The organism is Pusillimonas sp. SM2304 (assembly GCF_031628915.1).
Lineage (GTDB): Bacteria > Pseudomonadota > Gammaproteobacteria > Burkholderiales > Burkholderiaceae_B > Pusillimonas_C.
In genome coordinates, this window is sequence record NZ_JAVLUJ010000001.1 from 374,798 (window position 1) to 398,305 (window position 23,508).

The window sequence follows — 23,508 nt, forward strand, 5'->3', positions numbered from 1 at the left end:
CGGCCCGCGCCCGCCCGGCGGTCCCGGATGTTCAGCCCGCCGCGGCCCTTTACACGGGAAATTTAGGCAAAGACCGTTTGTGCTCGGAATGGCGATAAGTGCGCAGGATGATCTCGTACACCTCGGGCGAGACCGCCTTTCCTTCCAGAAAATCATCGATATCGCCGTAGGTCACGCCGAATGCATCTTCATCGGGCTTGAGCGGCGTCAGCGATTCAAGATCGGCGGTCGGCACTTTCATGACAAGGGAGTCGGGCGCGCCCAGCGCCTGCGCCAGCGCCCTGACCCGGCGTTTGTTCAAGCCCGTGAGCGGGGTCAGATCGGCGGCGCCATCGCCAAACTTGGTGAAGAAACCCATGAGCGCCTCGGCCGCATGGTCGGTGCCCACCACCAGCCCGCCATGCGCGCCCGCCGCGGCGTACTGCGCGATCATGCGCTGGCGGGCCTTGATGTTGCCCAGCAGAAAGTCCTGTTGGGCCGCGTCGCGAAAGACCACGCCGCCAGCCAGTACGGCATCCAGCATGGCATCGGCGGCCGGCTTGATGTTGACGGTGGCCATCTGGTCGGGCTGGATGACGTTCAGCGAGGCCTGCGCATCGTGCTCGTCGCGCTGTTTGCCGTAAGGCAGCCGCATCGCGACAAAGACGGCCTCGCGGCCGCGATTGCGGACCAGATCGACGGCGCGCTGCGACAAGCAGCCGCCGACCAGGGAATCAACGCCCCCGCTGATCCCCAGGACCAGGGCGCGGGCGCCGGTGGAAACAAGATAGTCGGCCAGGAACTTGACCCGGCGTTCGATTTCGCGGTCGGCGTCAAACGCTTCGCTGACGCAAAGCTCTGTGATGATGGCATGCTGGATAGCGCGTTGTTCGGGTGTTAACACGATCTGTCCTTCTTAGGTGGAGCGGGTCCGGGGGGATGGGCGGGCCCGATCGGCCCGAAGGACTATGATACGACACTGACCAACACTGGATTCATTTTTCCATGAGCGCCGCCACGCCTTCCGCATCTGTTGTACTTGCCGCCACACTGACGGTGCAATCCCTGGTAGCCATGTGCCTGATCACCTTGCCGGTCGTCGCGCCGACCGTGGCCGCAACGCTGGGCATTTCCACCGCCTATGTCGGTCTGTATGTGGCCATAGCCTATGCCGGCGCCATGACCGCCAGCCTGCTCGCCGGCGGCGCCGTGCGGCGCTTTGGCGCCATACGCGCCAGCCAGGCCGGCCTGGCGCTGTGCGCGGCGGGCGTTGCCGCCTGCGCGATCGCCTCTCCGATTGCCTCCGCCATCGGCGCATTGCTGATCGGAATGGGCTATGGGCCCATCACGCCCGCCAGTTCGCACCTGCTTGCGCGCAGCACGCCGGCGCACCGTATGTCCTTCGTGTTTTCGATCAAGCAGACAGGGGTGCCGCTGGGCGGCGTGCTGGCCGGTGTCATCGTGCCGGGGCTGAGCGATATCGTGGGATGGCAGTGGGCCTTTTTGCTGGTGGCGGCCGCGAGCCTGCTGTGCGCCATCGCCATACAACCCCTGTGCGCCGCCCTGGACTCCGACAGGAATCCCGCGCAGCGCCTGTCGTTCGGCAACGGCCTGATGGGCCCGCTGCGGCTTGTCTTCAGCCAGCGCAGCCTGGCGGTGCTGGCGGGCGTGTCGTTCCTGTTTTCCATGACCCAGGTATCGCTGACCACCTATATGGTGACTTTCCTGCACGAAGACCTGAGCCTGGGCCTGATCGCCGCCGGCTTCATCCTGGCCGTTTCCCAGGCGGCCGGCGTCGCGGGACGCCTGCTATGGGGCTATGTGTCGGATCGCCTGTTGGGGCCGGTCAGAATGCTGGCTGTGCTGGCGCTGCTGATTGTCGTCTGCGCGCTGGCCACCCCCTTGCTCAAGTACACCGATGCGCAATGGGTCGTCTTGATCGTGCTGTCGATATTCGGCAGTTGCGCCATCGGCTGGAATGGCGTGTACCTGGCGGAAGTGGCGCGCCAGGCACCGGCAGGGCAGGCCAGCGTAGCCACGGGCGGCACCCTGGCCATGACCTTCCTGGGCGTGGTGGTCGGCCCGCCCCTGTTCGGCATGATCGCCAGCGCCGCCGGCAGCTACGGAGCGGCCTACGCGGCGCTGATCCTGCCCACCGGCCTCTGCCTGTGGCTGCTCTGGCGCTACCGGGCCGCGTTCGTGGCTTAGAACTTGTCCAGCACGGCGCCGGTACTGGCGGTCGAGGCATTGAAGGCAAACTTGGCCTGCACGCCGCGCCGGTAGCGGGGCTCGGGCGCTTTCCAGGCCGCGCGCCGGGTTTCGATTTCCGCCTCGGGCACATTCAATTGCAAGAGCAATTGGTGCGCGTCGATGGTGATGGAATCATCTTCCTGGACCAGGGCAATGGTACCGCCCACCGCCGCTTCAGGCGCCACGTGGCCGACCACCATCCCCCAGGTACCGCCCGAGAACCGGCCATCGGTAATCAGGCCGACCGAGTCGCCCAGGCCGGCGCCGATCAGGGCCCCCGTGGGCGCCAGCATTTCGGGCATGCCGGGGCCGCCCTTGGGGCCCAGGTAACGCAATACCATGACATCACCCGCCTTGATCTTGCCATCCAGAATGGCCTTGAGCGCGGATTGCTCGTCGTCGAATACGCGGGCCGGGCCGGTAATGACCGGATTCTTCAGGCCCGTAATCTTGGCCACCGCGCCCTCGGGCGACAGATTGCCCTTGAGGATGGCCAGATGGCCTTGCTTGTACAAGGCTTGGTCGATGGTAAAGATGACGTTCTGGTCGGCGCTGGGCGTATCGGGGACGTCCTCGAGAATCTGCGCAATCGTCTGGCCGGTGATGGTGATGCAATCGCCGTTGATCAGGCCGGCATTCAACAGTATCTTCATGACTTGCGGCACGCCGCCCGCCTTGTGGAAATCGACGGCCAGGAAATGGCCGCTGGGCTTGAGATCGCAGATGACCGGCACGCGCTGGCGCACGCGCTCGAAGTCGTCGATCGTCCACTCGACCCCGGCCGCATGGGCAATGGCCAGAATATGCAGGACGGCATTGGTGGAGCCGCCGGTGGCCATGATGACGCTGACAGCGTTTTCAATGGATTTGCGCGTCACGATGTCGCGCGGTTTAAGATCTTGCTCGATCGCCTTGAGCAGGACGCGCGCCGATTCGGCCGCCGACTGCGTCTTTTCGTCGTGCACATTGGCCATGGTGGACGAGTACGGCAGGCTCATGCCCAAGGCCTCGAAGGCCGAGCTCATGGTGTTGGCGGTGTACATGCCGCCGCAAGAGCCCGGGCCGGGAATGGCGTGCAGCTCGATCTGCTTGAGTTCCTGGTCGCTCATGCGGCCCGCCGCGTTTTCGCCGACAGCCTCGAAGACACTGACGATATTCAGGTCTTTATTGTTCAAGCGCCCCGGCAAAATGGTGCCGCCATAGACATAAATGGCGGGTACGTTGGCGCGCAGCATGCCCATCATGCCGCCCGGCATATTCTTGTCGCAGCCGCCGATGACGACGACGCCGTCCATCCACTGGCCCTGTACGCAGGTTTCCACGCAGTCGGCAATGACCTCGCGCGAGACCAGCGAGTACTTCATCCCTTCTGTGCCCATGGCCATGCCATCGGAGATGGTCGGCGTGCCGAAGACCTGGGCGTTGCCCCCCGACGTTTCAATGGCTTCAATGGCCGCATCGGCCAGTTTCTGCAGGCCACTGTTACAGGGGGTAATGGTGCTGTAGCCATTGGCCACGCCCACCATGGGCTTGCCGAAGTCTTCTTCTTTGTAGCCCAGGGCGTAGTACATGGAACGATTCGGCGCGCGGGCCGGACCCTGGGTGATATTTGCGGACCGCAGACGTTTGGACGAACTCATTGCCTTCCTTATAGGGGTAGGTTGGACGGAACGCCGGCATGGCCGGCCTAGCCAGATCAAGTCGCTCAGTTTACATCCTTGCGGCCCGGACGTCCGCCCCGAATCATCCGGGGCGACGACGTCCGGGCCGCCCGATCGAAAATTCTTGATCTACATCATGGATGACAAATTGAAACCATGTGATTATTTGCGATTGAGAATCGTTATTAATTACATCATGTTCAAAGCACTGGGAATCCGTTCCATTCATTGGGCTGGGGCCTTGCTGGCAGGCCTGCTGGCCGTCGCACCGGGCCTGCAGGCCGCCGGCAGGTATGACAAGCTGACTTTGGCGGGCCCGGCCGCGCTGGTCACTTATCCTTTGCTGCATATGGTGGAAACCGGCGCCCTGGCCGAATACACCGGCAAGCTTGAATTCCGCCTATGGCAGAACCCCGACCAGTTGCGCGTGCTGCTGGCCAAGAAGGAAATAGACTTCAGCGCCGCACCGAGCAATCTACCCGCGCTGATGGCCAACCGCGGCGCGCCCGTGCGCCTGCTGAACATATCGGTGTGGGGGATTTTATGGCTGGTCAGCCGCGACCCCGAGGTCAAAAGCTTTTCCGATCTGGCCGGCCGTGAGTTGCTGGCGCCGTTCCAGCGCGACCTGCCCGCGGCGCTGCTGGAAGCCCTGTTGATCAAGCAGGATTTCCCGGCCGGCAAGCAGGTCCGCCTGCGCCACACCCGCGACTCGCAGGACGCCATCGCGCTGATGCTGACCGGCCAGGGCCAGAACGCCCTGCTGGTGGAGCCGACCGCTTCCCTGCTGATGTGGCGCAACCAACAGCAGAACGGCGCCCCGCTCTACCGGGTGGAAAGCCTGGAGGACAGCTGGCGCGTCAGTTTCCCGGACCAAGCCGAACTGCCCCAGGCCGGCGTGATGGCAAACGCGACGGTGGCGCAAGACATCGGGCTGAGCCAGGCCGTTGAACAAGCCTATGCCGAATCAGCCGCCTGGTGCACGCAAAACCCCGGGCCTTGCGCCGGCATGGTGCATCGGCACATTCCCCATCTGCCCGCCGACGCTGTGGAAAGCGCCATCCGCGCCACGCGCCTGGACAGCCGGCCCGCCAGCGAAGTGCGCCCGCAACTGGAAGCGCTGTACACCTTGCTGGGCAAGCATAATCCGCAAGCCATCGGCGGCCGCCTGCCCGATGCCGGCTTCTACGGACCATGAAGCCCGTACTCTTGCGCGCACCGCAGCGCACATCGAAAGGCTGGTCGCTGGCGGGCGTCCTGCTGATTCTGGCCGGCTGGGAACTGGCCGCCCGCGCCCTGGGCCCCTTGTTGATGGCAACGCCCATACAGGCCCTGCGCGCGGCGGCGGCGCTGGTGCAAAGCGATTCGTTCTGGCAACACGCCAGCGCCAGCCTCACGCGTATCGGCATCGGCGTGGGAACCGGCTGCCTGATCGGATTCGCCCTGGGTGTGCTGGCCGGCCATAACGCCCGGCTGCGCGGGCTGCTAGAGCCTTTGCGCTGGCTGCTGATGGCCATCCCGCCCGTCGTGGTCGTGGTGCTGGCCATGCTGTGGTTCGGGTTGGGCTCGTCCATGGTGATCTTCATTACCGTGCTCATGATGGCGCCCGGCATGTACGTGAACACCGTCAAGGGCATGCTCCTGGTCGACCGCTCCCTGGTGGAAATGGCGCATGTCTACCGCTACGGCCCCTGGCTGCGCCTGCGCCATTTATACCTGCCCGCCCTGGCCGCGCCCCTGACGGCGGCGCTTCTGATTGCCACCTGCGGCGGGGTGCGCCTGGTGGTGATGGCCGAAGTGCTGGGCGCCGACAGCGGCGCGGGCTTTGCATTGGCCAATGCGCGCAGCACATTCGACAGCGGTGAACTGTATGCCTGGGTCATCCTGATTCTGTTGCTGGTCGCGGCACTTGAATTCGCCTTGCTGCAACCGGTGCAGCGCCGGCTGACCCAGTGGCGGGAGCCCAGTCATGCTTGAGTTGCGCGATGTCTCGCTGCGCTTCGGGCCGCTGTCCGTTCTGGATCAGGTGAGTTTCGTCTTGCGTCCCGGCGAACGCGTGGGCATTGTCGGCGCCAGCGGAACGGGCAAGAGCTCGCTGTTGAAAATGGCAGCCGGCCTGCTGGCCACCAGCAGCGGCGCCTGCATCAATAGCTACCGGCACCCGCTGCTGGTCTTCCAGGAGCCGCGCCTGTTGCCTTGGCGCCGCATTCACCAGAACATCGAAATCCCCTTGCTGGCTGCCGGCCTTGCAAAACAGGAAGCGCAAGCCCGTGCACGCCACTGGCTGGCACGCGTCGGCCTGGCTTCATCTTCCCGTGCCTGGCCGCACGAGCTGTCGGGAGGCATGGCGCAACGCGCCGCCCTGGCGCGCGCCTTCGCCCTGCAGCCCGACTTGCTGTTGCTGGACGAACCCTTCAGCGCGCTCGATCCGGCCCTGCGCGCGGACCTTGGCAAGCTGTGCGTCGAATGCGTTGCCGATACGGGCGCGGCGATGCTGTGCATCAGCCATCATCCCCATGAGCTGGTCGATATGGTCGATCGCTGCATCGTGATCGCCGACCGGAAAATCACCCCCTTCGCGCTGGAGGCCGCCGCATCGGGCCGCCAGGCGGCCCCTCTCCCGCACCGCGCCCTGCTCAACCAGGAACCGCCCACATCATGAGCTATCCCCTTCTTCTGACTATCCACTTGTTCGCCGCCTTGATGTTCATCGGCACCGTGTTCTTCGAGGTGCTGATTCTGGAAAGCGTGCGCAAGCATGTTCCGCGCGATGTGATGCGCACGATGGAGATCGCCATCGGCACGCGCGCACGCCGTCTTATGCCCTGGGTGCTGCTGGTGCTGTACAGCGCCGGCGCCGGCATGGCGTGGGAGCATCGGGCCGCGCTGGCGCACCCGCTGGACAACAGCTTCGGGCTGTTGCTGACCGTCAAGATTACGCTGGCCCTGAGCGTGTTCGGCCACTTCCTGACCGCCATGACACTGCGCCGCAAAGGCAAGCTGCACTCCATCCATTTCAAGTACATCCACTTGAGCGTTTTCTGTCACATGATCGGCATCGTTCTGCTAGCCAAGGCGATGTTCTATCTGCACTGGTAACAAAAAAATCCTACGGGGAAAACATGTCAACTACTCCTGCTTTCCGGCGCCTTGCCCTGAGCATGGCATTGGGCGTCCTTTGGCAGCCTGGCGCCCATGCCCAGGCTGATCGGGCCGCCACGCTTGCGCCTATCGTCGTCACGGGCGACGCCACCGCCACGCCCTTGCAGCCCAGCCCCGCCCAAGAGCGCGCAACGCTGCAGCAAGTGCCCGGCGGCACCAATCTGGTCACGCCGCAAGACGAGGTTCGCCTTGTCACCCTGCGCGATGCGCTGGATTTCCAGCCGGGCATCGTGGTGCAGGACTTCTTTGGCGGCATCGACCAGCCCCGGCTGAATATCCGGGGTTCAGGCATACAAAGCAATCCGCTCAATCGCGGCGTGCTGCTGATGCAAGACGGCCTGCCGCTCAATCTGGCTGACGGATCGTTCGTCATTGGCCTGCTGGAACCGCGCAACGCCCGCCTGATCAGCGTCCGGCGCGGAGCCAATGCCCTGTCGGCCGGCGCCACCACCTTGGGCGGCGAACTGGACTTCCAGTCGTTTACCGGCACCGGCAACGATGTCATCAGCGTGGAAGGCGGCAGCTTCGGCCGCTTGGGCCTGCATGCCGCCAAGGGGTTCGAGGGCGAGCGGCTGGACGGCCGCCTTAGCCTGAGCCACGACAAGGCCGACGGCTTCCGGCACCATTCGGATTCCGAACGCACCAGCCTGCACGGCAACTTCGGGGTGCGCGGCGACAACTTCGAAAACCGCACTTATCTGTCGTACACCGATCTTGAGTTCGACATCCCCACCGTTGTGCCCAAGAACCGCGTCTGGGATGATCCGCGCGGCGTCATGGGCGACCAGCCCGGCGATCAGCCCAACATCTATCAGCGCGACCCCCATCGCAAGACCGAGCAGTTGCGCCTGGCCAACCGCAGCTATTGGGGCACCGACGCCCTGAACCAGACTTTTGGCGTGTACTGGCAGAACATCGACGACACCTTCACCGAGCCCACCGTCTCGACGCCGACCACCGGCGACACCTATGGCGCGCAATGGGCGCTGGCCGGAAAATGGAATACGGTCGACTACCGCTTCGCGCTGGACTGGTCCCGCAGCGATCTGGACCGCGATCTGTACATCGTCAGCCCCGCCAACGGCAGCAATGTAAGGCGCTTTGGCCACTACGACCTGCAAGCCGAGAACCGCAGCGCGCTGATCGGCCTGCAATGGCATGTGACACCGGAATGGAGCGTGGCGGGCGACCTGAAGTACACCCAGGCGGTTCGGGACACGCATGACCGGGACAGCGGCAGCAAGGTGGATCAGGACTGGTCTTATGCCAGTCCAAAGATCGGCGTGATCTGGCAGCCCAGCGCGCGGCTGCGCCTGTTCGCCAACATCAGCCGCAGCAACGAGGCCCCCACCTACTGGGAGATCATTACCGGCAGCGTCCAGAACCCCATGATGGGCATGGCCAGCACGCAAATCAATGAACTGGACGTGCAACGCGCCACGACCTACGAAATCGGCGCCGACGGCCAGTTGTCTGATGGCCGCTATGCCGCCAACTGGTCCCTGACGCTGTACCGAAGCAATGTGGATGACGAACTGATGAGCGTCACCAACGCCTCGGGCTTTGGCTCGGCCGGCACCTTCAACTACACCGACCGCACCCGGCACCAGGGCATCGAAGCCGGCTTGAACGGCACGCTGCCCGGCCCGGGTGCCGGCGCCTTCGACTATCGCCTGGCCTATACCTTCAGCGACTTCCGCTTCCGCGGCGGCGAATTCGACGGCAACCGGATCGCGGGCGTGCCCCGGCACATGATCAGCGCCGAACTGATGTACCGCATCGGCGGCCTGCGTTTCGGACCCAACCTGCGCTGGATGCCGTCGGATACGCCGGTGAACCACGCCAATGTGCCGGGCACGGAGCAGAACTCGTACGCCTTGCTGGGCTTCAAGCTTGCCTATCAGCACGACAAGCACTGGAGCGCCTGGCTGGCCGGCGACAACCTGACCGACCGCAAGTACATCAGCAGCTATGCCATACGCAGTACCTCGGTCGCCACCGCGCCGGGCTACCTGCCCGGCAATGGCCGCAGTGTCAGCGCGGGGCTGAGCTACAAGTTCTGATGGCCGCCACGATGCTGCTCCGGGGGCCTGGCCCGCCGGAGCAGTGTCCGGTCCCAGCCTGTTTTCAAGCATAATGCTCCTGAATGACAAGACCCATCGGGAGACAGCATGGCACCCAGTGAACCCACCGTCCTGATTACCGGCGCCGGCCGCGGCATAGGCGCCGCCACCGCCCTTGCCGCCGCGCGCGATGGCTACAATGTGGCCATCAACTACGTCAAGGACGCCGCGGCTGCAGAGGGCGTGGCACGCGCCGTCAGGAAGCATGGCCGCAAGGCCGTGGTCATCCAGGGCGACGTCGGCAAGCCGGACGACATCCCGCGCCTGTTCCAGGAAGCGGAACAGCACCTGGGGCCGCTCACGGCCCTGGTCAACAACACCGGCATCACAGGCCCCATCGGGCCCTTTTCGCAGACCACCGACGCCACCATCACGCGCGTCTTCCAGGTCAATGTGTTCGGCGTCATGCAGTGCGCGCGCCAGGCGCTTGCATGCTTTGCCCGCCACGGCGCCGGCGGGGTGATTGTGAATGTATCGTCGGTCGCGGCCCGCACCGGCAGTCCCAATGAATATATCCATTACGCCGCCAGCAAGGCTGCGGTGGACACCTTTACGCTGGGCCTGGCGCGCGAGGTGGCCGGCCAAGGCATACGCGTGTGCGGCCTGTCGCCGGGCTCTACCCTGACCGACATCCATGCGACAGCGGGCGAGCCCGGCCGTCCCGAACGCGTTGCGCCCAAGATTCCCCTGGGCCGGCTGGCCCGGCCGGAAGAAATTGCCGAGGCCGTCGCATGGCTGCTGTCGCCCGCGGCCTCGTACATGACAGGCACGGTGGTGCAATGCGCCGGAGGGCTGTAGCGGCGGTGCGCCGCTACAATACGCCTCTTTGTTGCTGTCTTTGCTTTCACGATCCATGACCGACTTCACTGTGACTGTCTGCCCGTCTTCCGACCTGGTCGATGGAGGCCTGGCCTGTAAGCTGCCGGTGCAACACGCCGGCCAGGCAACGACCGCCCTGTTCATCCGCTACAACGGCCAGGCGCGCGGCTACCTGAACCGCTGCCCGCATGCGGGCTCGGAGCTGGACTGGGAGGGCCATGTCTTCACCCGGGCCGGCGACCTGTTGATGTGCGCGCGGCATGGCGCCACCTTCAAGCCCGACACCGGCGACTGCACCGGCGGCCCCTGCCTGCCCAGCAGGCTGAGCGCCCTGCACGTGTCGGAAGAAGAGCGCGATGGAAAGCGGGTCGTGCTGTGGCGGCCGGAAGGCAAGACCCAGCCGGCCTAGAAGTAATATCGTCCTATAACCACACTCATCCAGGAGACTTCGTGAATCAGCCCCCCGCCCTCAGCAAGGCGCCCACCTCTTTGCGCAACGACATCCGGCAACTCGGCAAAACGCTGGGGGAAGTGATCAGGGAATGCGAAGGCAAGGCCGTTTACGACGTCATCGAAAAGCTGCGGCGCGCCGCCGTCAAGTTTCGCCGCGAAGGCAAGCCGGCGGACAGCCGGGTGCTGGAGCGGCAGATTGCGCGGCTCGCCGATGAAGAAGCCAACTCCGTGGCCCGCGCGTTCAGCTATTTTCTGCACCTGTCCAACATTGCCGAGGACCGCGACCAGAACCGGCGCCAGCGGCAGCACGAGCTGCATGCCCAGGCTCCCATGCGGGGCAGCCTGCAGCACGCGCTGGATTTGCTCCACAGCAAAGGGGTGGGGCCACGCAAGGTGTTGCGCTACCTGGAAAGCGCCTGCATCGTGCCGGTGCTGACCGCCCACCCAACCGAAGTCCAGCGCAAGAGCACGCTGGACCTGCATCGCGAGATCGCCCGGCAACTGGCGCACAGCGATGCCACGCTGACGTCATCCGAACAGCGGCTGCTGGACCGAACCCTGGCGGGCCTGGTCGCCACCCTATGGCAGACACGCATGCTGCGGCGCGAGAAGCTGACGGTGCAAGACGAGATCGACAATGCCCTGACCTACTACACCAGCACCTTCCTGACGGCCATCCCCCGGCTGTACCAGGATCTGGGCACGCGCCTGCAGCCGGCGGGACGCAAACTGTTCGATGTCCAGACCCGGCCGCTGCCCCCCTTCTTGCGGATGGGCAGCTGGATAGGCGGCGACCGCGACGGCAACCCCAATGTCGATGCGTCCACGCTGGAACAGGCCTTGCTCCGGCAATCCACCCTTGTGCTGCGGCACTATCTTGACGAGATCAAGGCGCTGGGCACCGAGGTCTCGCTGTCGCGCACGCTGGGCACGGCCAGCCCCGAGCTGCTGGCGCTGTCGCTGGTCAGCCAGGATGCCTCGGCCCACCGGATCGACGAACCCTATCGCCGCGCCTTCATCCATTTGTACGCCCGGCTGGCGGCAAGCTCCGTCGCCCTGACCGGCCGCCAGTTGGCATTGCGCCCCACCTACGAGGCGCCGCCTTACGAAAGCCCCGCTGCTTTCCAGCACGATCTGCAGATCATTGCCGATTCGCTGGACCAGCACCACGGCAATCTGATCGCCCAACTGCGTCTTTCAGGCCTGCTGCAAGCGGTCAGCATTTTTGGCTTCCACCTGGCCACGGTCGATCTGCGGCAAAGCTCCGATGTGCACGAGCGCGTGCTGACCGAGCTGTTCAAGGCGGCGGGCGTGCGCTTGAACAACAAGCCCGTCCATTACAGCGCCTTGTCCGAAGAGGACCGCATCAGCCTCCTGCGTGATGAGATCCGGCAGATCCGGCCGCTGGTATCGCCCTGGATACGCTACTCGGCCGAAACCGAGAAAGAGCTGGCGATCTTGCGCATGGCCGCCGCCTGCCGGCGCCGCTACGGTCCGTCGGCCATCCGGCAGGCCATTGTGTCGCACACCGAAACGCTGAGCGACTTGCTGGAAGTGCTGGTGCTGCAACAGGAAACCGGCCTGATCGCGCCCGACGCCGGCAAGGCCTCTGATCCGGCCCAGGACGGCTTGATGGTGGTGCCGCTGTTCGAGACCATACCCGACCTGATGCGCGGCCCCCAGATCATGGATGCCTGGCTGGGCTTGCCCGAAGTGGCCAAACGGACGGCGCACGCCCAGGACGGCATACAGGAAGTCATGCTGGGCTATTCCGACAGCAACAAGGACGGCGGCTACCTGACCTCCAACTGGTCCTTGTATTACGCTGAAAGGCAGTTGGTGCAGGTGTTCAAGAAACACAAAGTCCGCCTGCGCCTCTTTCATGGCCGCGGCGGTTCGGTGGCGCGCGGCGGCGGCCCCAGCTTCGAGGCCATTCAGGCGCAGCCGCCCGGAACCGTCAATGGGCAAATACGGCTGACCGAACAGGGCGAAGTCATACAGGGCAAGTACAAGGATGCCGAAGTGGGCCGCTGGCACCTTGAAAACTTTGTGGCGGCCATGCTGGAAACCAGCTTGGCGACGGGACCCTCCGCCTCGCAGACGGAAGACAAGAACATGGCCCGCTTCGGCGCGGCCATGGACGCGATGTCGCAGGCCGCCCAGCAAAGCTATCGCGACCTTGTGTATGGCACGCCGGGGTTCAACGATTACTTCTTTGCCTCGACCCCCATTCTTGAAATCGCCGGCCTGAACATCGGTTCGCGCCCCGCCGCGCGCAAGTCGAGCCAGAAGATCGAAGACCTGCGCGCCATCCCCTGGGGCTTTTCCTGGGCGCAGTGCCGCGTGATGCTGACGGGCTGGTATGGCATGGGCACCGCCTTGCACGCCTATGTCGAAAGCGGCGGCGAAGGCGCGCCCGCCACGCCGGCGCTGCGCCTGAAACAATTGCGGGAAATGGCGCAGGTCTGGCCCTTCTTCAAGACCTTGCTGTCGAATATGGAACAGGTGCTGGCCAAGACGGATCTGGGCATTGCCAGGCGCTATGCCAGCCTGGTGCCGGACCGCAAGCTGCGCAACCATGTATTTGGACTGATCGAGGCCGAATTCGCCTTGACGCTGGACATGTTCAGGAAGGTGTGCCAGCACGAACTGCTGGCCAAAGACGAACTGCTGGGCACGGCGCTGAGCGAACGCTTTGCCTACATCGACCCGCTGAACCACCTGCAGGTGGAGCTATTGCGGCGTCACCGCCTGGCTCACGAGAACCAAAGCGGCGACGAAGAAAGCCGCAGCCAGCGGGCCATACACATGACCATCAATGGCATTGCGGCGGGCCTGAGGAACTCGGGCTGACACTAAATCATGCCGCCGCCTTCCTTATGGGCGGCGCGCATGTCGCGGATCAGCGCAACGATCAATGCCAACAGGACGGCTGCCGAGATCACAGGCCAGACGAGGATGTAGCCAGTCAATAACATCGTGGACATTTTCTCTCCTTTTTAAGCATTGGCGGCCGCGGGGCCGCCGTTCAACACAACACCGTGCTTGGCGGCCGCGGCCTTCTCGTCTTGATGAAACGAGGTGACCCGTTCAGCCAGCACGTCGAAATCGAAACGCTCTTTGCTGCGCAGGCTGATCGCTACGCACACCACGGCACTGACACCGTAAGCGGTCAGCGAGCTGAGCAGCACGGCATAGTCGCGCAGAAAACCCACAACGAAAGGCATGGACCCGAAGGCCACCAGCACACCCAGCGCAATCGCGATCTTGCGGTTGAAGAAGGCGAAGGTCATCAATCCGATCACGACGCCCATGCCCATCGAGGCGCACAGTTCAAAAAAGACCGCAACCGCGCCTTCCAGCGGCAGCAGTTCGAAACGGGCGGTGGTAAACAGCAGCACCGCGGCGATCACGGCGCTGGTAAAGGCCTTGTTGGTGACGCGGTCCCAGTAGAAGCTGACGATCACCGGAAAGACAATCGCGCCCCACAATGCGCCGACAAACACCAGCATGACCAGGATATCCAGCCGCAGGCTGGCGAAGATCACGCCCAGCATCGTGGCCACAACCATGGTGGCGCGGCCCCACCACAACATGCGCTTGGGATCGGGCTTGCCGCGTGCCAGGTTCTTGCCATAGACGTCGGTCATCATGATGGCCGACAACGCCGACAGATCGGAGTCCGCCGTTGAGGACAGCGAGCCCACCACCAGAATGAAAAACAGCGCAATGCCGAAGGGCGGCAAATACGTGGATGCCATCTGCGGAATAATGTTGTTCATGTCGCCGCCGTGCGGCTCCAGCCCAACCAGCAGCGCCAGCAGGCCCAGCATGCCCAGGCCGATCACGACGGCGCCGTAGCCGATCGTGGCGGTCAGGAAGGTGGACTTGATCAAGTCTTCGCGCACGGCAAACAAGCGCTGTGCAATGGTCTGGTTGCCGATGGCATAGGCCAGCACCGCCACAAAGTACGGCGCGCCTTGCTCAAGGATGGCCGTGGTCGAGAAGAAATCCCCTTGCTCGGCGCTCAGGCTGCCCAGGTTCGCCATCAGCATATCGGTGCCGCCGGCATTGAAGAAGATCAGCGGGATAATCACGACCGCGGCAAGAATCATGGCGATCAACTGCGCAAAGTCCGTCATGACCGAAGCGCGAAAGCCCGACCACAAGGTATAGGACAGCACGCCCAGGCCGGCGATCAGCACGCCCTGTATGAAGCTGAGCGGACTCAGTATAGAGACCAGCGCGCCCGCGGCGGTGAAGTTGACCATCAGGCTGATGCAACTGCCGATCAGATTGGACACGGCCATGATCAACTGGCTGGACGTACCATGGCGTGCCTGAACCACTTCGGCCAGGGTGTGCGCCTTGGGCGCCAGTTGGCGAAAGCGCCGCCCATACGGGTAGATGAACAGAATCATCAGCGCCCCCCACAAGCCATAGTGCAGCGGCCCCGACAACCCGTAGCGATACCCGGATGTGGCGCTGGCATAAAACGACGCCGCCCAGATCCAGGTGGCAATCATGCTGGCGGCCGACAAGCCAAAACCCACCGCATTATTCGACACCATATAGCCGTCGACGTTCTCTTTCTTTTTTCCGATTGCCAGTGAAAGCAGGAACGTCAGCCCGTAGAAACCCACGAGCAGCAATAGCGCCGTGGATGTCGATAGTTGAAAAAAATCAGCCTCTTGCATTGTCGAAATCATCCTCATGTGCGTGGCCCCTGAAATCGACGCGCGCAATCATTCCGGCCCGCGGCCGAAACGTTTCCGTTGCGGAGCAGGCCTGATGAAAGACACAAATCAGGTGCCTTGTTGCAACAGCAACAGACCATAGCGAACCGCCGAGACTCGGCCAGGGATTGCAAGCGCCTGTATGCTGCGATGCTGGCCCATGCGGGTCAGCTTGATTGTTCCGCGGCCGTATTCGGCCGGGTATGATTGTTTCGGCTTGAAAAGCCGGGCCACCGCGTAGCGGCCTTGTGATAGGAAAGCGGGTTTCCCGTAATTTCTGCCTGATACCTTGCCAGAAAGCCTCTGGCATGGCGATTGCACCAAGCAGCGCAAGACCAGCATTGTAGCGCCGTATGCCCGGCAAGTCCATATTGCGTGCCCAAGCGCAAGGGAAAGTAGCCTCGCCCTATGCAAGAAAGTATGATGCAGGCATGGGCTTTTCATCGCGTGGCAACCCGTCATGACTCACTCTACCGCTTTCGCCGCATTCATGCGCGCCATGCAGGCGCCAGGCGCCGCCGGCGCGCGCGCAGCGGCCGTCGACGCATTGCCGGCACTGACAGGAAGCGGCAGCCTGCCCGCGGCATTTCCCTGCACCGATTTCGCTGCGGCATCCATCGCGACGGCGGCCCAGTCACTGGCCCGCTATATGGCGCAGCGCTTCGGCCGGCTGCCCGCCGTCTCGGTCGATCGGCGGCTGGCTTCCTTCTGGTTCGCCACGTCGTTAAGGCCCCAGGGATGGCCGCTTCCCGCCGTGCGGGATCCCGTCACGGGGGACTACGCTACCGAAGACGGCTGGATACGCCTGCATGCCAACGCACCGCATCACCGCGCGGCGGCGCTGGCCGTGCTGGACGTCGAGCCCGCGCATGACCGAGTCGCCCGCGCCATGGCCAACCGGCGCGCCATCGAACTGGAATCGGCGATCGTGGCGGCGGGCGGTTGCGCCGCCGCCATGCGCACCCAGGCGGCTTGGCGGGAACACCCGCAAGGCCTGGCCTTGCAAGCCGAACCCCTGTTCCACCACCAGGCGGGCGATGTGGGCCCAAACGCAGACCCGGCCGGGCGGCTGGAACGCCCGCTTGACGGCATCCGCGTACTGGACCTGACGCGGGTGCTGGCGGGGCCGGTATCGACCCGCTTTCTTGCCGGCTACGGGGCCCAGGTATTGCGTATCGACCCGCCCTTCTGGACTGAACCCGGCATGGTGCCCGAAGTCACCCTGGGCAAGCGCTGCGCGCAACTGGATCTGCGTATCGCCGCGCAGAAAGAACAGCTCAAGACATTGCTGGCGGGCGCCGATGTCCTTGTGCACGGTTACCGGGCCGATGCCCTGGACCGGCTGGGGCTGGATGCACAGGCGCGCCAGCGCATCCGGCCGGGGCTGATCGACGTCTGCCTGAACGCATACGGCTGGACCGGTCCCTGGCAAACGCGGCGCGGGTTCGACAGCCTGGTGCAAATGAGTTGCGGCATTGCCGACACGGGAATGAAGCGCTATGGCGCAGACCGCCCCACACCGCTGCCGGTACAGGCGCTGGATCAGGCCACAGGCTATCTGATGGCGGCCGCGGTGCTGGACGGTCTGTCCGAGCGCCTGGCCAGCGGGCGGGGCACGCACAGCCGCCTGTCCTTGGCCCGGACCGCCCATCTGCTGATGACGCAGAACGGGGCGGAAGAATCCGCCCCGTTGGCACCTGAACATGCCGATGATTGTTCGGCAGCGCTTGAGCGCACAAGCTGGGGGCCTGCGCACCGGATCAAGCCGCCTTGCACCGTGGAAGGCGCCGCCATGCACTGGGACCTTCCCGCCCATGCATTGCGCAGCAGCCGCGCCGAATGGCGCTAGCGCGGCTTGCTTACCGCAGCGCCGCTTTCCTGCGCCTTTTCACATAACGCAAGACCGGCGGCACAACCACGATGGCGATCGACACAATCCACAAGCCGATGGCGATGTTGCTGCTGACCAGCACGCTCAGCGCGCCGTCGGTCATCGACAAAGCCCGCCGCAGGTTCTGTTCCATCATGTCGCCCAGCACGACGCCCAGCACCAGGGGCGCCATGGGCAGGCCGCCTTTGCGCAGCAAATACCCCACTGCCCCGATACCGGCCACCATCAACAGATCGAAGGTACCCGCATTAATGGCATAGACGCCGATATAGCTGATCGTCAGGATGCCGGGCACCATCATCCAGCCGGGCACCGACAGCACTTTGGAAAACACCCGCACCATGGGTACGTTCATGATGAACAGCATGACGTTGGCGATGAACAGCGACGCGATCAGGCCCCACACCAGTTCAGGCTTGGTGTCGAACAGCACCGGACCCGGCGTGATGTTGTACAGGGTCAATGCGCCCATCATGACCGCCGTCGTGCCCGAGCCGGGTACGCCCAGTGTCAGCATGGGCACGAACGAGCCGATGGCCGACGAGGTGGCCGCCGCTTCGGGCGCGACCAGGCCGCGCATATCGCCCTTGCCGAATTTGGCGTTGGGGTCTTTCTCTTCGCAGATGCGCTTTTCGTTAGAGTAAGCCACCGCGGCCGCGACGCTGGCGCCGGCGCCGGGCAACACCCCCACGCCGAAACCCAGGAAAGCGCTGCGCACCACGCTCCACCATGTATAGGCGAGCTCTTTCAGGTTGAACAGCTTGCGCCCGCTGGACTGCACTTCGACCTTATGGCCCGCCATGACTTTCTCGAGCATTTCCAGCAGCTCGGCCACCGCGAACAGGGCAATGACGACCACGACAAACTCGATGCCGTCGAACAAATGCACGGAATCGAACGTGTAGCGATACACGCCTGAGTTGGCGTCCACGCCCACCGTGGCAATGGACAGGCCTATCATGGCCGACAACACGCCCTTGACGGGCTTCTCGCTAAGCAGGCTGGTCAGGCAGCAGAACGCAAAGACCATCAGCACAAAGTATTCGGCCGGGCCGAATGCCAGCGCCCATTTGGCCAGTAGGGGCGCCAAGAGGATGATGCCGAACACGGCGACGATGGCGCCGAAGAACGCCGACCAGGCCGACAGCGACAACGCCACGTTGGCCAGGCCCTGGCGCGCCAGCGGATAGCCGTCGAGCGTGGTCATGATGGCGCTGGCCTCGCCGGGCACGTTGATCAGGATCGAGGTGATGCGCCCGCCGTACTCGGCGCCCACATACACGGCTGCCAGCAGGATCAGTGCCGTTTCGGGCGGCAGATTCATGGCAAAGGCAATCGGGATCAGCATGGCCACGCCATTGATCGGCCCCAGGCCGGGCAGGACGCCGACCAGTGTGCCGAAGAAGGCGCCCAGCGCGGCAACCAGCAGATTCGTCCAGGACGCGGCAACGCCGAAGCCGATACTCAAATGCGAAAGGATTTCGCTCATCACAGTGTCTCCAGCAGGCCCAGGGGCAGCACCACATCAAGCGCCTGGTCGAACAGCAGAAAGAACAGCACACTCATCACCAGCCCGCCCACCGTCACCTTCCACCAGGCGCCGCCAAACAGCCGGCCCACCAAGATAGTCATCAAGGTCGTGGCAATAATGAAGCCCAGCATCTGGAAGAAAAAGGCGTAGGCAATGCAATAGCCCACCATCAGCAAGATGCGGCCATTGGCGCCGGGCGGATTGGGTTCGGCGCTTTCCTTGCCCCTGAGCAGGAGCCAGAGTCCGCATAAGGAAATAATGGCGGCCAACAGCATGGGGAACGCCCGGGGGCCGACGGGCTCGTATGAAAACGGCGCCTCTATTCCCCAGCCGAACCAGACCATCAACCCACCGAAGGCCAGGGCGGCGATGCCGATTACACGGTCGTTCATGTGCTTACTTCTTGATCAGGCCAAAGGAATCGGCAAGCTCTGCATAAGCCTTGACCCGCTCCTTGACGTAGGCGTCAAGTTCCGCACCGGCTTTCTTGAAGGGAAACAGGCCTTGTTTTTGCTGCAAGGCGGCAAATTCCGGGCTGTCCTGCGTCTGCTTGAACGCTTCGACCCACCAGTTGTATTCCTCGTCGGACACTTTGGGCCCCACGTAGAAGCCCCGGATAATGGGCCAGTCGATGTCAAAGCCCTGTTCTTTGGCTGTCGGCACGCTGGACAGCTTGCCGGGCAGGCGTTCGCTGTTGAAGACGGCCAGCACCCGGATAGGCGCGCCGCCTTCCAGCATGGTGAAGGCCTCGGCCGCATCGCCCATGTATGCCTGGATATGCCCGCCGCGCAAGGCCGTAATGGCTTCGCCGCCCCCTTCGAAGGCCACGAAACGCATTTTCTTGTAATCAACATCCGCCGCCTTGGCGGTCAGCGCGGCCTTCATCCAGTCCTGGCTGCCTACCGTGCCGCCGGCGCCCAGCACGATTTTGCTGGGGTCGGCCTTGAAGGCGGTCATCAGGTCGCCCAGTGTTTTATACGGGGAGTCGTCGCGCACTACCGCCACGCCATAATCGGAACCGACCGCCGACAGCCAGCGCACGTCGTCAACGCCGTATTTTCCGAACTTGCCCTGTGCCAGATTCAGCAGCGAGCCGCCTGAAAACGCGATGATCGAACTGCCATCATCGGGCTTCTGGGCGACCACGTGGTTGTAGGCCACCGCGCCGATCCCGCCCGGCATGTATATGATGCGCATCGGCTCTTTAAGCTGATCGGCCGCTTTCAGGCCTTCCTGGGCCAGACGGCAGGTCAGGTCAAAGCCGCCCCCGGGCTGTGCCGGTGCAATACATTGCGGCCGCTTGGGTTCCTGCGCGCCGGCCACGCCGGAAAAGGCCATCATCACGCCGCTGCCGAGCAGCAGGCCGGCCAATAGTTTCCCTGCAGATAAGTTTTTCATTGTTGTCTCCTGAAAAAAAGCCGTATACAAGGCCTTTACTTCTTCTGATAGAAGGCCTGACCGGGCAAGCGTACGAAACCTTGCCTTTCTAAAGGCTTTCAATTCTTTCAGGAATAGCGATCGGGGGCGAAATCTAGGGAAAACACCAATATGGCCCGGCACCCCTTGCCTTCGGACTCCAGCTGAAACTGCCCGCGGTGCTGCTGCATGATGGCCTGCACAATCGCCAGTCCCAAGCCAGCGCCGCTGGTGTTGCGCCCGGCGCTGCCGCGCCTGAACCGCAAGCCCGCCTTGTCGATATCGGCCTTGGACATCCCCGGACCGCTGTCTTCGACGATCACGCGAGCCTGCCGGCCGGCACCCTCTACACGCAGGGTCATCACGCCCCCTTCCGGGGTGTAGCGCACCGCGTTGTCCACCAGATTGACGACCGCTTCGCGTATCAGCCATTCCTGGCCCCATACCTCAACAGCCCGATCCGGACACTCCAGGCCAAAGTCCAGCCGCTTTGCCCGCGCGATGGGGTAGACCCCCTTGAGCACTTCCTGGGCAACGCCGACCAGATCAACTTTCTCCAGCCCCTCTCCTGTGTCGAAGGAAGGCGGCTCCTTGGCCCGGGCCAGGGACAGCATTTGATTGGCGGTCCGAACCGCGCGATCCAGTCCTTCGCGCATGGCCAGCAGCGCCGCGCGCACTTCCTTGGGGTCCTGCTCGCGCAGGGCGTAGCCCAGTTGCGCGCGCAGGACGGTCAGCGGCGTGCGCAACTGATGCGAGGCATCGTCCAGAAACTGGCTTTGCAGGCGCGCCTGTTGTTCGTAGCGCTCCATATGAAGATTGACCGCCATCACCAGCGGCTGAACCTCCGCCGGCATGCCGCGCGCCTCGATGGGCCGCAAATCATTGTGATGGCGTCCTTCCAGCTCGTCCCTCAGGCGCGACAAAGGCCGCACGGCGAACAAAACGCCGAACACGACAATCAGCACGACCAAGACAACTGAAATCAGATCGCGCTCTATCGAGCGCAGCAACATGGACTGGATGAAGGCTTCGCGCGTTTCAATATCTTCGCCCACCAGGACAATCACGCGGCCGCCGCGGTTGTTGTACAAGGGCGGGTCCATCTCTCGGGCCAGTGCCGCGATGCGCACCGTTTCGCCCAGGTAGCCGGCGGTGTAGAACTGGGGCACGCCCGACACCAGATACTGCTCGGGCAGCGGTAACTGCTGATTGCCGATGTCGGCCAGGCCATCTTCAGTCAAGACCCGGTAATACACGTTTTCATTGGCGGTCAGTTCGAAGAATTCCAGCATCAGGTAGGGCAGCTCTATCGACAACCCGCCGCTGACTGTGGATATCTGGTGATCGATGGCGCGCAACGCCCCCGCCAGGGAACGATCGTAGGCAATATCGATCTGCGCGCGCAGCATATGGCTGGACAGCCACAAGGCAAACACCATGAACAGGATCAGGGCCGGCACCAGCGTCCACAGCAACAGGGACTTGAGCCCTATCCCCTTGCTGGCAATCTTCTCAAGCATCGCCGACGGGCTCCAGGCAATAGCCCATGCCGCGCAAGGTTTCGATTTGCGTGCCGGTATTCACCAGCTTCTTGCGCAAGCGGTGTATCAGCACCTCGATGGCTTCCAGGTTGATCTCTTTGTCGTCGGAACTGATACGGTCGAGGATCTGCTGCTTGGGTATCGGCTCGCCGCTTTTTTGTATCAAGACACGAAGCACGGCGAACTCGCGGGGCGAGAGCGCCAGCGGCTGGCCGTCGACCAGGAACCGCAAGGCCGCGGTATCGAAAACCAGCTTGCCCAGCGCCAGCCGGGGATGCTCGCGGCCGCGGCTGCGCCGGATCAGGGCAATCAGCCTGGCTTCGAGTTCTTCGATGACAAAGGGCTTGCGCAGGAAATCGTCCGCCCCTTCATGCAGGGTGCCGACGCGTTCCGCCAGGGAATCGCGGGCCGTCAGCACCAGGACCGGGGTACGGTCGTCGCGCGCGCGCAAACGGGTCAGGAAGCTGCGCCCGTCCATGCCGGGCAAGCCCAGGTCCAGGACAATGACGTCGAATTCCTCGACCGCCATGCGCCGCTCGGCCAGCTCGGCATCGTCAGCCCACTCAACGGCAAAGCCGCCGTGCCTGGCCAGGCTGCGCGACAGCCAATGGGCCAGTTCGGTTTCGTCTTCAATCAGCAGTATGCGCATGTTGCGTCCCGTGCGGCATCGCACGCCAGAAAATATACGCCGACACCAGGCCGAAGGCGCCCGTTGCGGCAATACCCGCGGCCAGCGAAATCAGGGCCGTCAATCCGGCCAGCACGAAGGGTCCGGCGCTGGTGCCCATGTCGGCGATCAGCCGCCAAATCCCCAGGAATTCGGTGCGTGCGTTCGCCGGCGCGGCATCCGCGCCCAACGTCATCACAATGCCCGACCCAATGCCGTTGCCCAGCCCCATCAACAGGCAGACGGCCACGAAAGGCGCCATCGTCGCGGTCAGCGGCAGGGCCAGCAGCGAGGCAGCCAGCATCAGCGAGCACGGCAGGGCAACCCAGAGGCGGCCGAAGTGATCCATGATTTTTCCGGCCGGGTAGAACACCAGCATATCGATGGACGACACGCAGCCGAAAATAATCGCTGTGGCCGTGGGGCTCAGGCCGATGGCATCCGCCCACAAGGGGATCGCCACCTGGCGCGAGGCGCGCATGGCCCCGATCAGCAGGCAGCCCAGGCCCAGCGTCATGAACACCCGCTTATGCTCGACGGCGATCGCGGCCATGCGTGGACGGGGCGCATCCGCCGCGCCGCTTTCGGCGCGCGGCTGCAGTTCGGGCAGCGCGAACGCGAGTGCGCCGGCCGTGACCAGCGCCGCAATGGCGACCAGATACGCGCCGTCGAGCCCAACGAAGTGCATCAGCCCCGCCGCGCCGAAAGGGCCGATGAACATGCCGATGCGCTGCGTGCCGCCCAGCGTCGAAAACGCCCGGGCCCGCATATGGACAGGCGCCACTTCCATCAAAAAGGTTTGCCGCGCCAGATAGAACACCGATGTGGCCATGCCCATGAGCAGAACACCCAGCGCCAGCAGGGCGGGATGTTTCGCCAGGATGCAAAGCGACAGCGCCAGCACGCTGACGGCCGAGGCTCCGATCAGCGAGCGCCGCTCACCGAAGCGCGCCGTGATCATGGCCGCCGGAATATTGCAGACCAGGGAACCAAAGCCGATCAAGGCGGCAATGACGCCCGACATCGCGTGCGATGCGCCCAAGGCAATGGCGCTGAGCGCGATGACGGGCAGAATGGCCCCGTTGGCGATGCCGAACAGCAATGAAGGCCCGAAGGCGGGGATAATGATCTGGCTCCAGCGGAATGATGTCTCGGTCATGTGTTGCTCGCGGGCATTGTTCGTCGGCGGCCATCCGCAGCGATGTCAAGCAAGCCCAAGCCGGTCATTTTGCCACCAAGGCGCCGTCCGCGCTTGCCGGCGTCCGCCTGGCGGTACACTGCG

At 63.9% G+C, this 23,508-nt stretch carries 20 protein-coding genes; 10 read left to right on the plus strand and 10 right to left on the minus strand.

Translation table 11 applies throughout. From position 1 onward, the window contains the following. Nucleotides 1-49: 49 nt before the first annotated feature. The gene (nadE, locus tag RE432_RS01735) at nucleotides 50-883 is read right to left on the minus strand and encodes an ammonia-dependent NAD(+) synthetase (RefSeq protein WP_310931496.1); all 834 of its coding nucleotides are present in this window, start codon (nucleotides 881-883) and stop codon (nucleotides 50-52) included. 101 nt (nucleotides 884-984) lie between these two features. On the opposite strand from nadE, the gene RE432_RS01740 reads away from it, so the two are divergent. Next, nucleotides 985-2,187 (plus strand): MFS transporter, encoded by a 1,203-nt coding sequence (locus RE432_RS01740; protein ID WP_310931497.1) that lies wholly within the window; start codon nucleotides 985-987, stop codon nucleotides 2,185-2,187. Here RE432_RS01740 and ilvD read toward each other — a convergent pair. After that, nucleotides 2,184-3,869, minus strand: coding sequence for a dihydroxy-acid dehydratase (gene ilvD, locus RE432_RS01745; RefSeq protein ID WP_310931498.1), 1,686 nt, complete (start codon nucleotides 3,867-3,869; stop codon nucleotides 2,184-2,186). The two genes, RE432_RS01740 and ilvD, sit on opposite strands and share 4 nt — an antisense overlap. Nucleotides 3,870-4,086: 217 nt before the next feature. Here ilvD and RE432_RS01750 point away from each other — a divergent pair, with 217 nt between their 5' ends. From RE432_RS01750 to ppc, 8 genes are all read left to right on the plus strand, one after another. Beyond that, nucleotides 4,087-5,085: an ABC transporter substrate-binding protein gene (locus RE432_RS01750; protein WP_310931499.1), complete on the plus strand. Its 999-nt coding sequence runs from the start codon at nucleotides 4,087-4,089 to the stop codon at nucleotides 5,083-5,085. Next, entirely contained in the window at nucleotides 5,082-5,864 is a 783-nt protein-coding gene (locus RE432_RS01755; RefSeq protein WP_310931500.1) for an ABC transporter permease subunit, read from the plus strand. The genes RE432_RS01750 and RE432_RS01755 overlap by 4 nt, the downstream gene beginning before the upstream one ends. Then, nucleotides 5,857-6,549: an ATP-binding cassette domain-containing protein gene (locus RE432_RS01760; RefSeq protein WP_310931501.1), complete on the plus strand. Its 693-nt coding sequence runs from the start codon at nucleotides 5,857-5,859 to the stop codon at nucleotides 6,547-6,549. The genes RE432_RS01755 and RE432_RS01760 overlap by 8 nt, the downstream gene beginning before the upstream one ends. Then, nucleotides 6,546-6,986, plus strand: a complete 441-nt coding sequence (locus RE432_RS01765) for a hypothetical protein (RefSeq protein WP_310931502.1) — start codon at nucleotides 6,546-6,548, stop codon at nucleotides 6,984-6,986. The genes RE432_RS01760 and RE432_RS01765 overlap by 4 nt, the downstream gene beginning before the upstream one ends. A 23-nt stretch (nucleotides 6,987-7,009) precedes the next feature. Next, nucleotides 7,010-9,112 (plus strand): TonB-dependent receptor domain-containing protein, encoded by a 2,103-nt coding sequence (locus RE432_RS01770; RefSeq protein WP_310931503.1) that lies wholly within the window; start codon nucleotides 7,010-7,012, stop codon nucleotides 9,110-9,112. Nucleotides 9,113-9,220: 108 nt separating this feature from the next. Further along, the gene (locus tag RE432_RS01775) at nucleotides 9,221-9,970 is read left to right on the plus strand and encodes an SDR family oxidoreductase (protein WP_310931504.1); all 750 of its coding nucleotides are present in this window, start codon (nucleotides 9,221-9,223) and stop codon (nucleotides 9,968-9,970) included. A gap of 55 nt (nucleotides 9,971-10,025) precedes the next feature. Beyond that, nucleotides 10,026-10,400 (plus strand): Rieske 2Fe-2S domain-containing protein, encoded by a 375-nt coding sequence (locus tag RE432_RS01780; protein WP_310931505.1) that lies wholly within the window; start codon nucleotides 10,026-10,028, stop codon nucleotides 10,398-10,400. 41 nt (nucleotides 10,401-10,441) lie between these two features. Next, the gene (gene ppc / locus RE432_RS01785) at nucleotides 10,442-13,297 is read left to right on the plus strand and encodes a phosphoenolpyruvate carboxylase (protein WP_310931506.1); all 2,856 of its coding nucleotides are present in this window, start codon (nucleotides 10,442-10,444) and stop codon (nucleotides 13,295-13,297) included. A 2-nt stretch (nucleotides 13,298-13,299) separates the two neighbouring features. On the opposite strand, the gene RE432_RS01790 is transcribed toward ppc, so the two are convergent. Together RE432_RS01790 and RE432_RS01795 are read right to left on the minus strand one after the other, a co-directional pair. Next, nucleotides 13,300-13,431 (minus strand): putative transporter small subunit, encoded by a 132-nt coding sequence (locus RE432_RS01790; RefSeq protein ID WP_409079798.1) that lies wholly within the window; start codon nucleotides 13,429-13,431, stop codon nucleotides 13,300-13,302. Nucleotides 13,432-13,443: 12 nt separating this feature from the next. Continuing rightward, entirely contained in the window at nucleotides 13,444-15,141 is a 1,698-nt protein-coding gene (locus tag RE432_RS01795) for a sodium:solute symporter family protein (protein ID WP_310931507.1), read from the minus strand. A 538-nt stretch (nucleotides 15,142-15,679) separates the two neighbouring features. Here RE432_RS01795 and RE432_RS01800 point away from each other — a divergent pair. Beyond that, a complete protein-coding gene (locus RE432_RS01800; protein ID WP_409079833.1) occupies nucleotides 15,680-17,029 on the plus strand; it encodes a CoA transferase in 1,350 nt (449 codons plus the stop codon). Nucleotides 17,030-17,039: 10 nt separating this feature from the next. Here the strand turns inward: RE432_RS01800 and RE432_RS01805 are convergent, their stop codons facing one another. From RE432_RS01805 to RE432_RS01830, 6 genes are all read right to left on the minus strand, one after another. Beyond that, nucleotides 17,040-18,560, minus strand: a complete 1,521-nt coding sequence (locus tag RE432_RS01805; protein WP_310931509.1) for a tripartite tricarboxylate transporter permease — start codon at nucleotides 18,558-18,560, stop codon at nucleotides 17,040-17,042. After that, nucleotides 18,560-18,994 carry a tripartite tricarboxylate transporter TctB family protein gene (locus tag RE432_RS01810; protein WP_310931510.1) on the minus strand — a complete coding sequence of 145 codons (435 nt, stop codon included), beginning with the start codon at nucleotides 18,992-18,994 and terminating at the stop codon, nucleotides 18,560-18,562. Before RE432_RS01810 ends, RE432_RS01805 begins: the two co-directional genes overlap by 1 nt. Nucleotides 18,995-18,998: 4 nt before the next feature. After that, nucleotides 18,999-19,943, minus strand: a complete 945-nt coding sequence (locus RE432_RS01815) for a tripartite tricarboxylate transporter substrate binding protein (protein ID WP_310932993.1) — start codon at nucleotides 19,941-19,943, stop codon at nucleotides 18,999-19,001. 164 nt (nucleotides 19,944-20,107) lie between these two features. Beyond that, nucleotides 20,108-21,538, minus strand: coding sequence for a sensor histidine kinase (locus RE432_RS01820; RefSeq protein WP_310931511.1), 1,431 nt, complete (start codon nucleotides 21,536-21,538; stop codon nucleotides 20,108-20,110). Continuing rightward, a complete protein-coding gene (locus RE432_RS01825; RefSeq protein WP_310931512.1) occupies nucleotides 21,531-22,208 on the minus strand; it encodes a response regulator in 678 nt (225 codons plus the stop codon). The genes RE432_RS01820 and RE432_RS01825 overlap by 8 nt, the downstream gene beginning before the upstream one ends. Continuing rightward, a complete protein-coding gene (locus RE432_RS01830; RefSeq protein ID WP_310931513.1) occupies nucleotides 22,189-23,385 on the minus strand; it encodes an MFS transporter in 1,197 nt (398 codons plus the stop codon). The genes RE432_RS01825 and RE432_RS01830 overlap by 20 nt, the downstream gene beginning before the upstream one ends. Nucleotides 23,386-23,508: the final 123 nt, after the last annotated feature.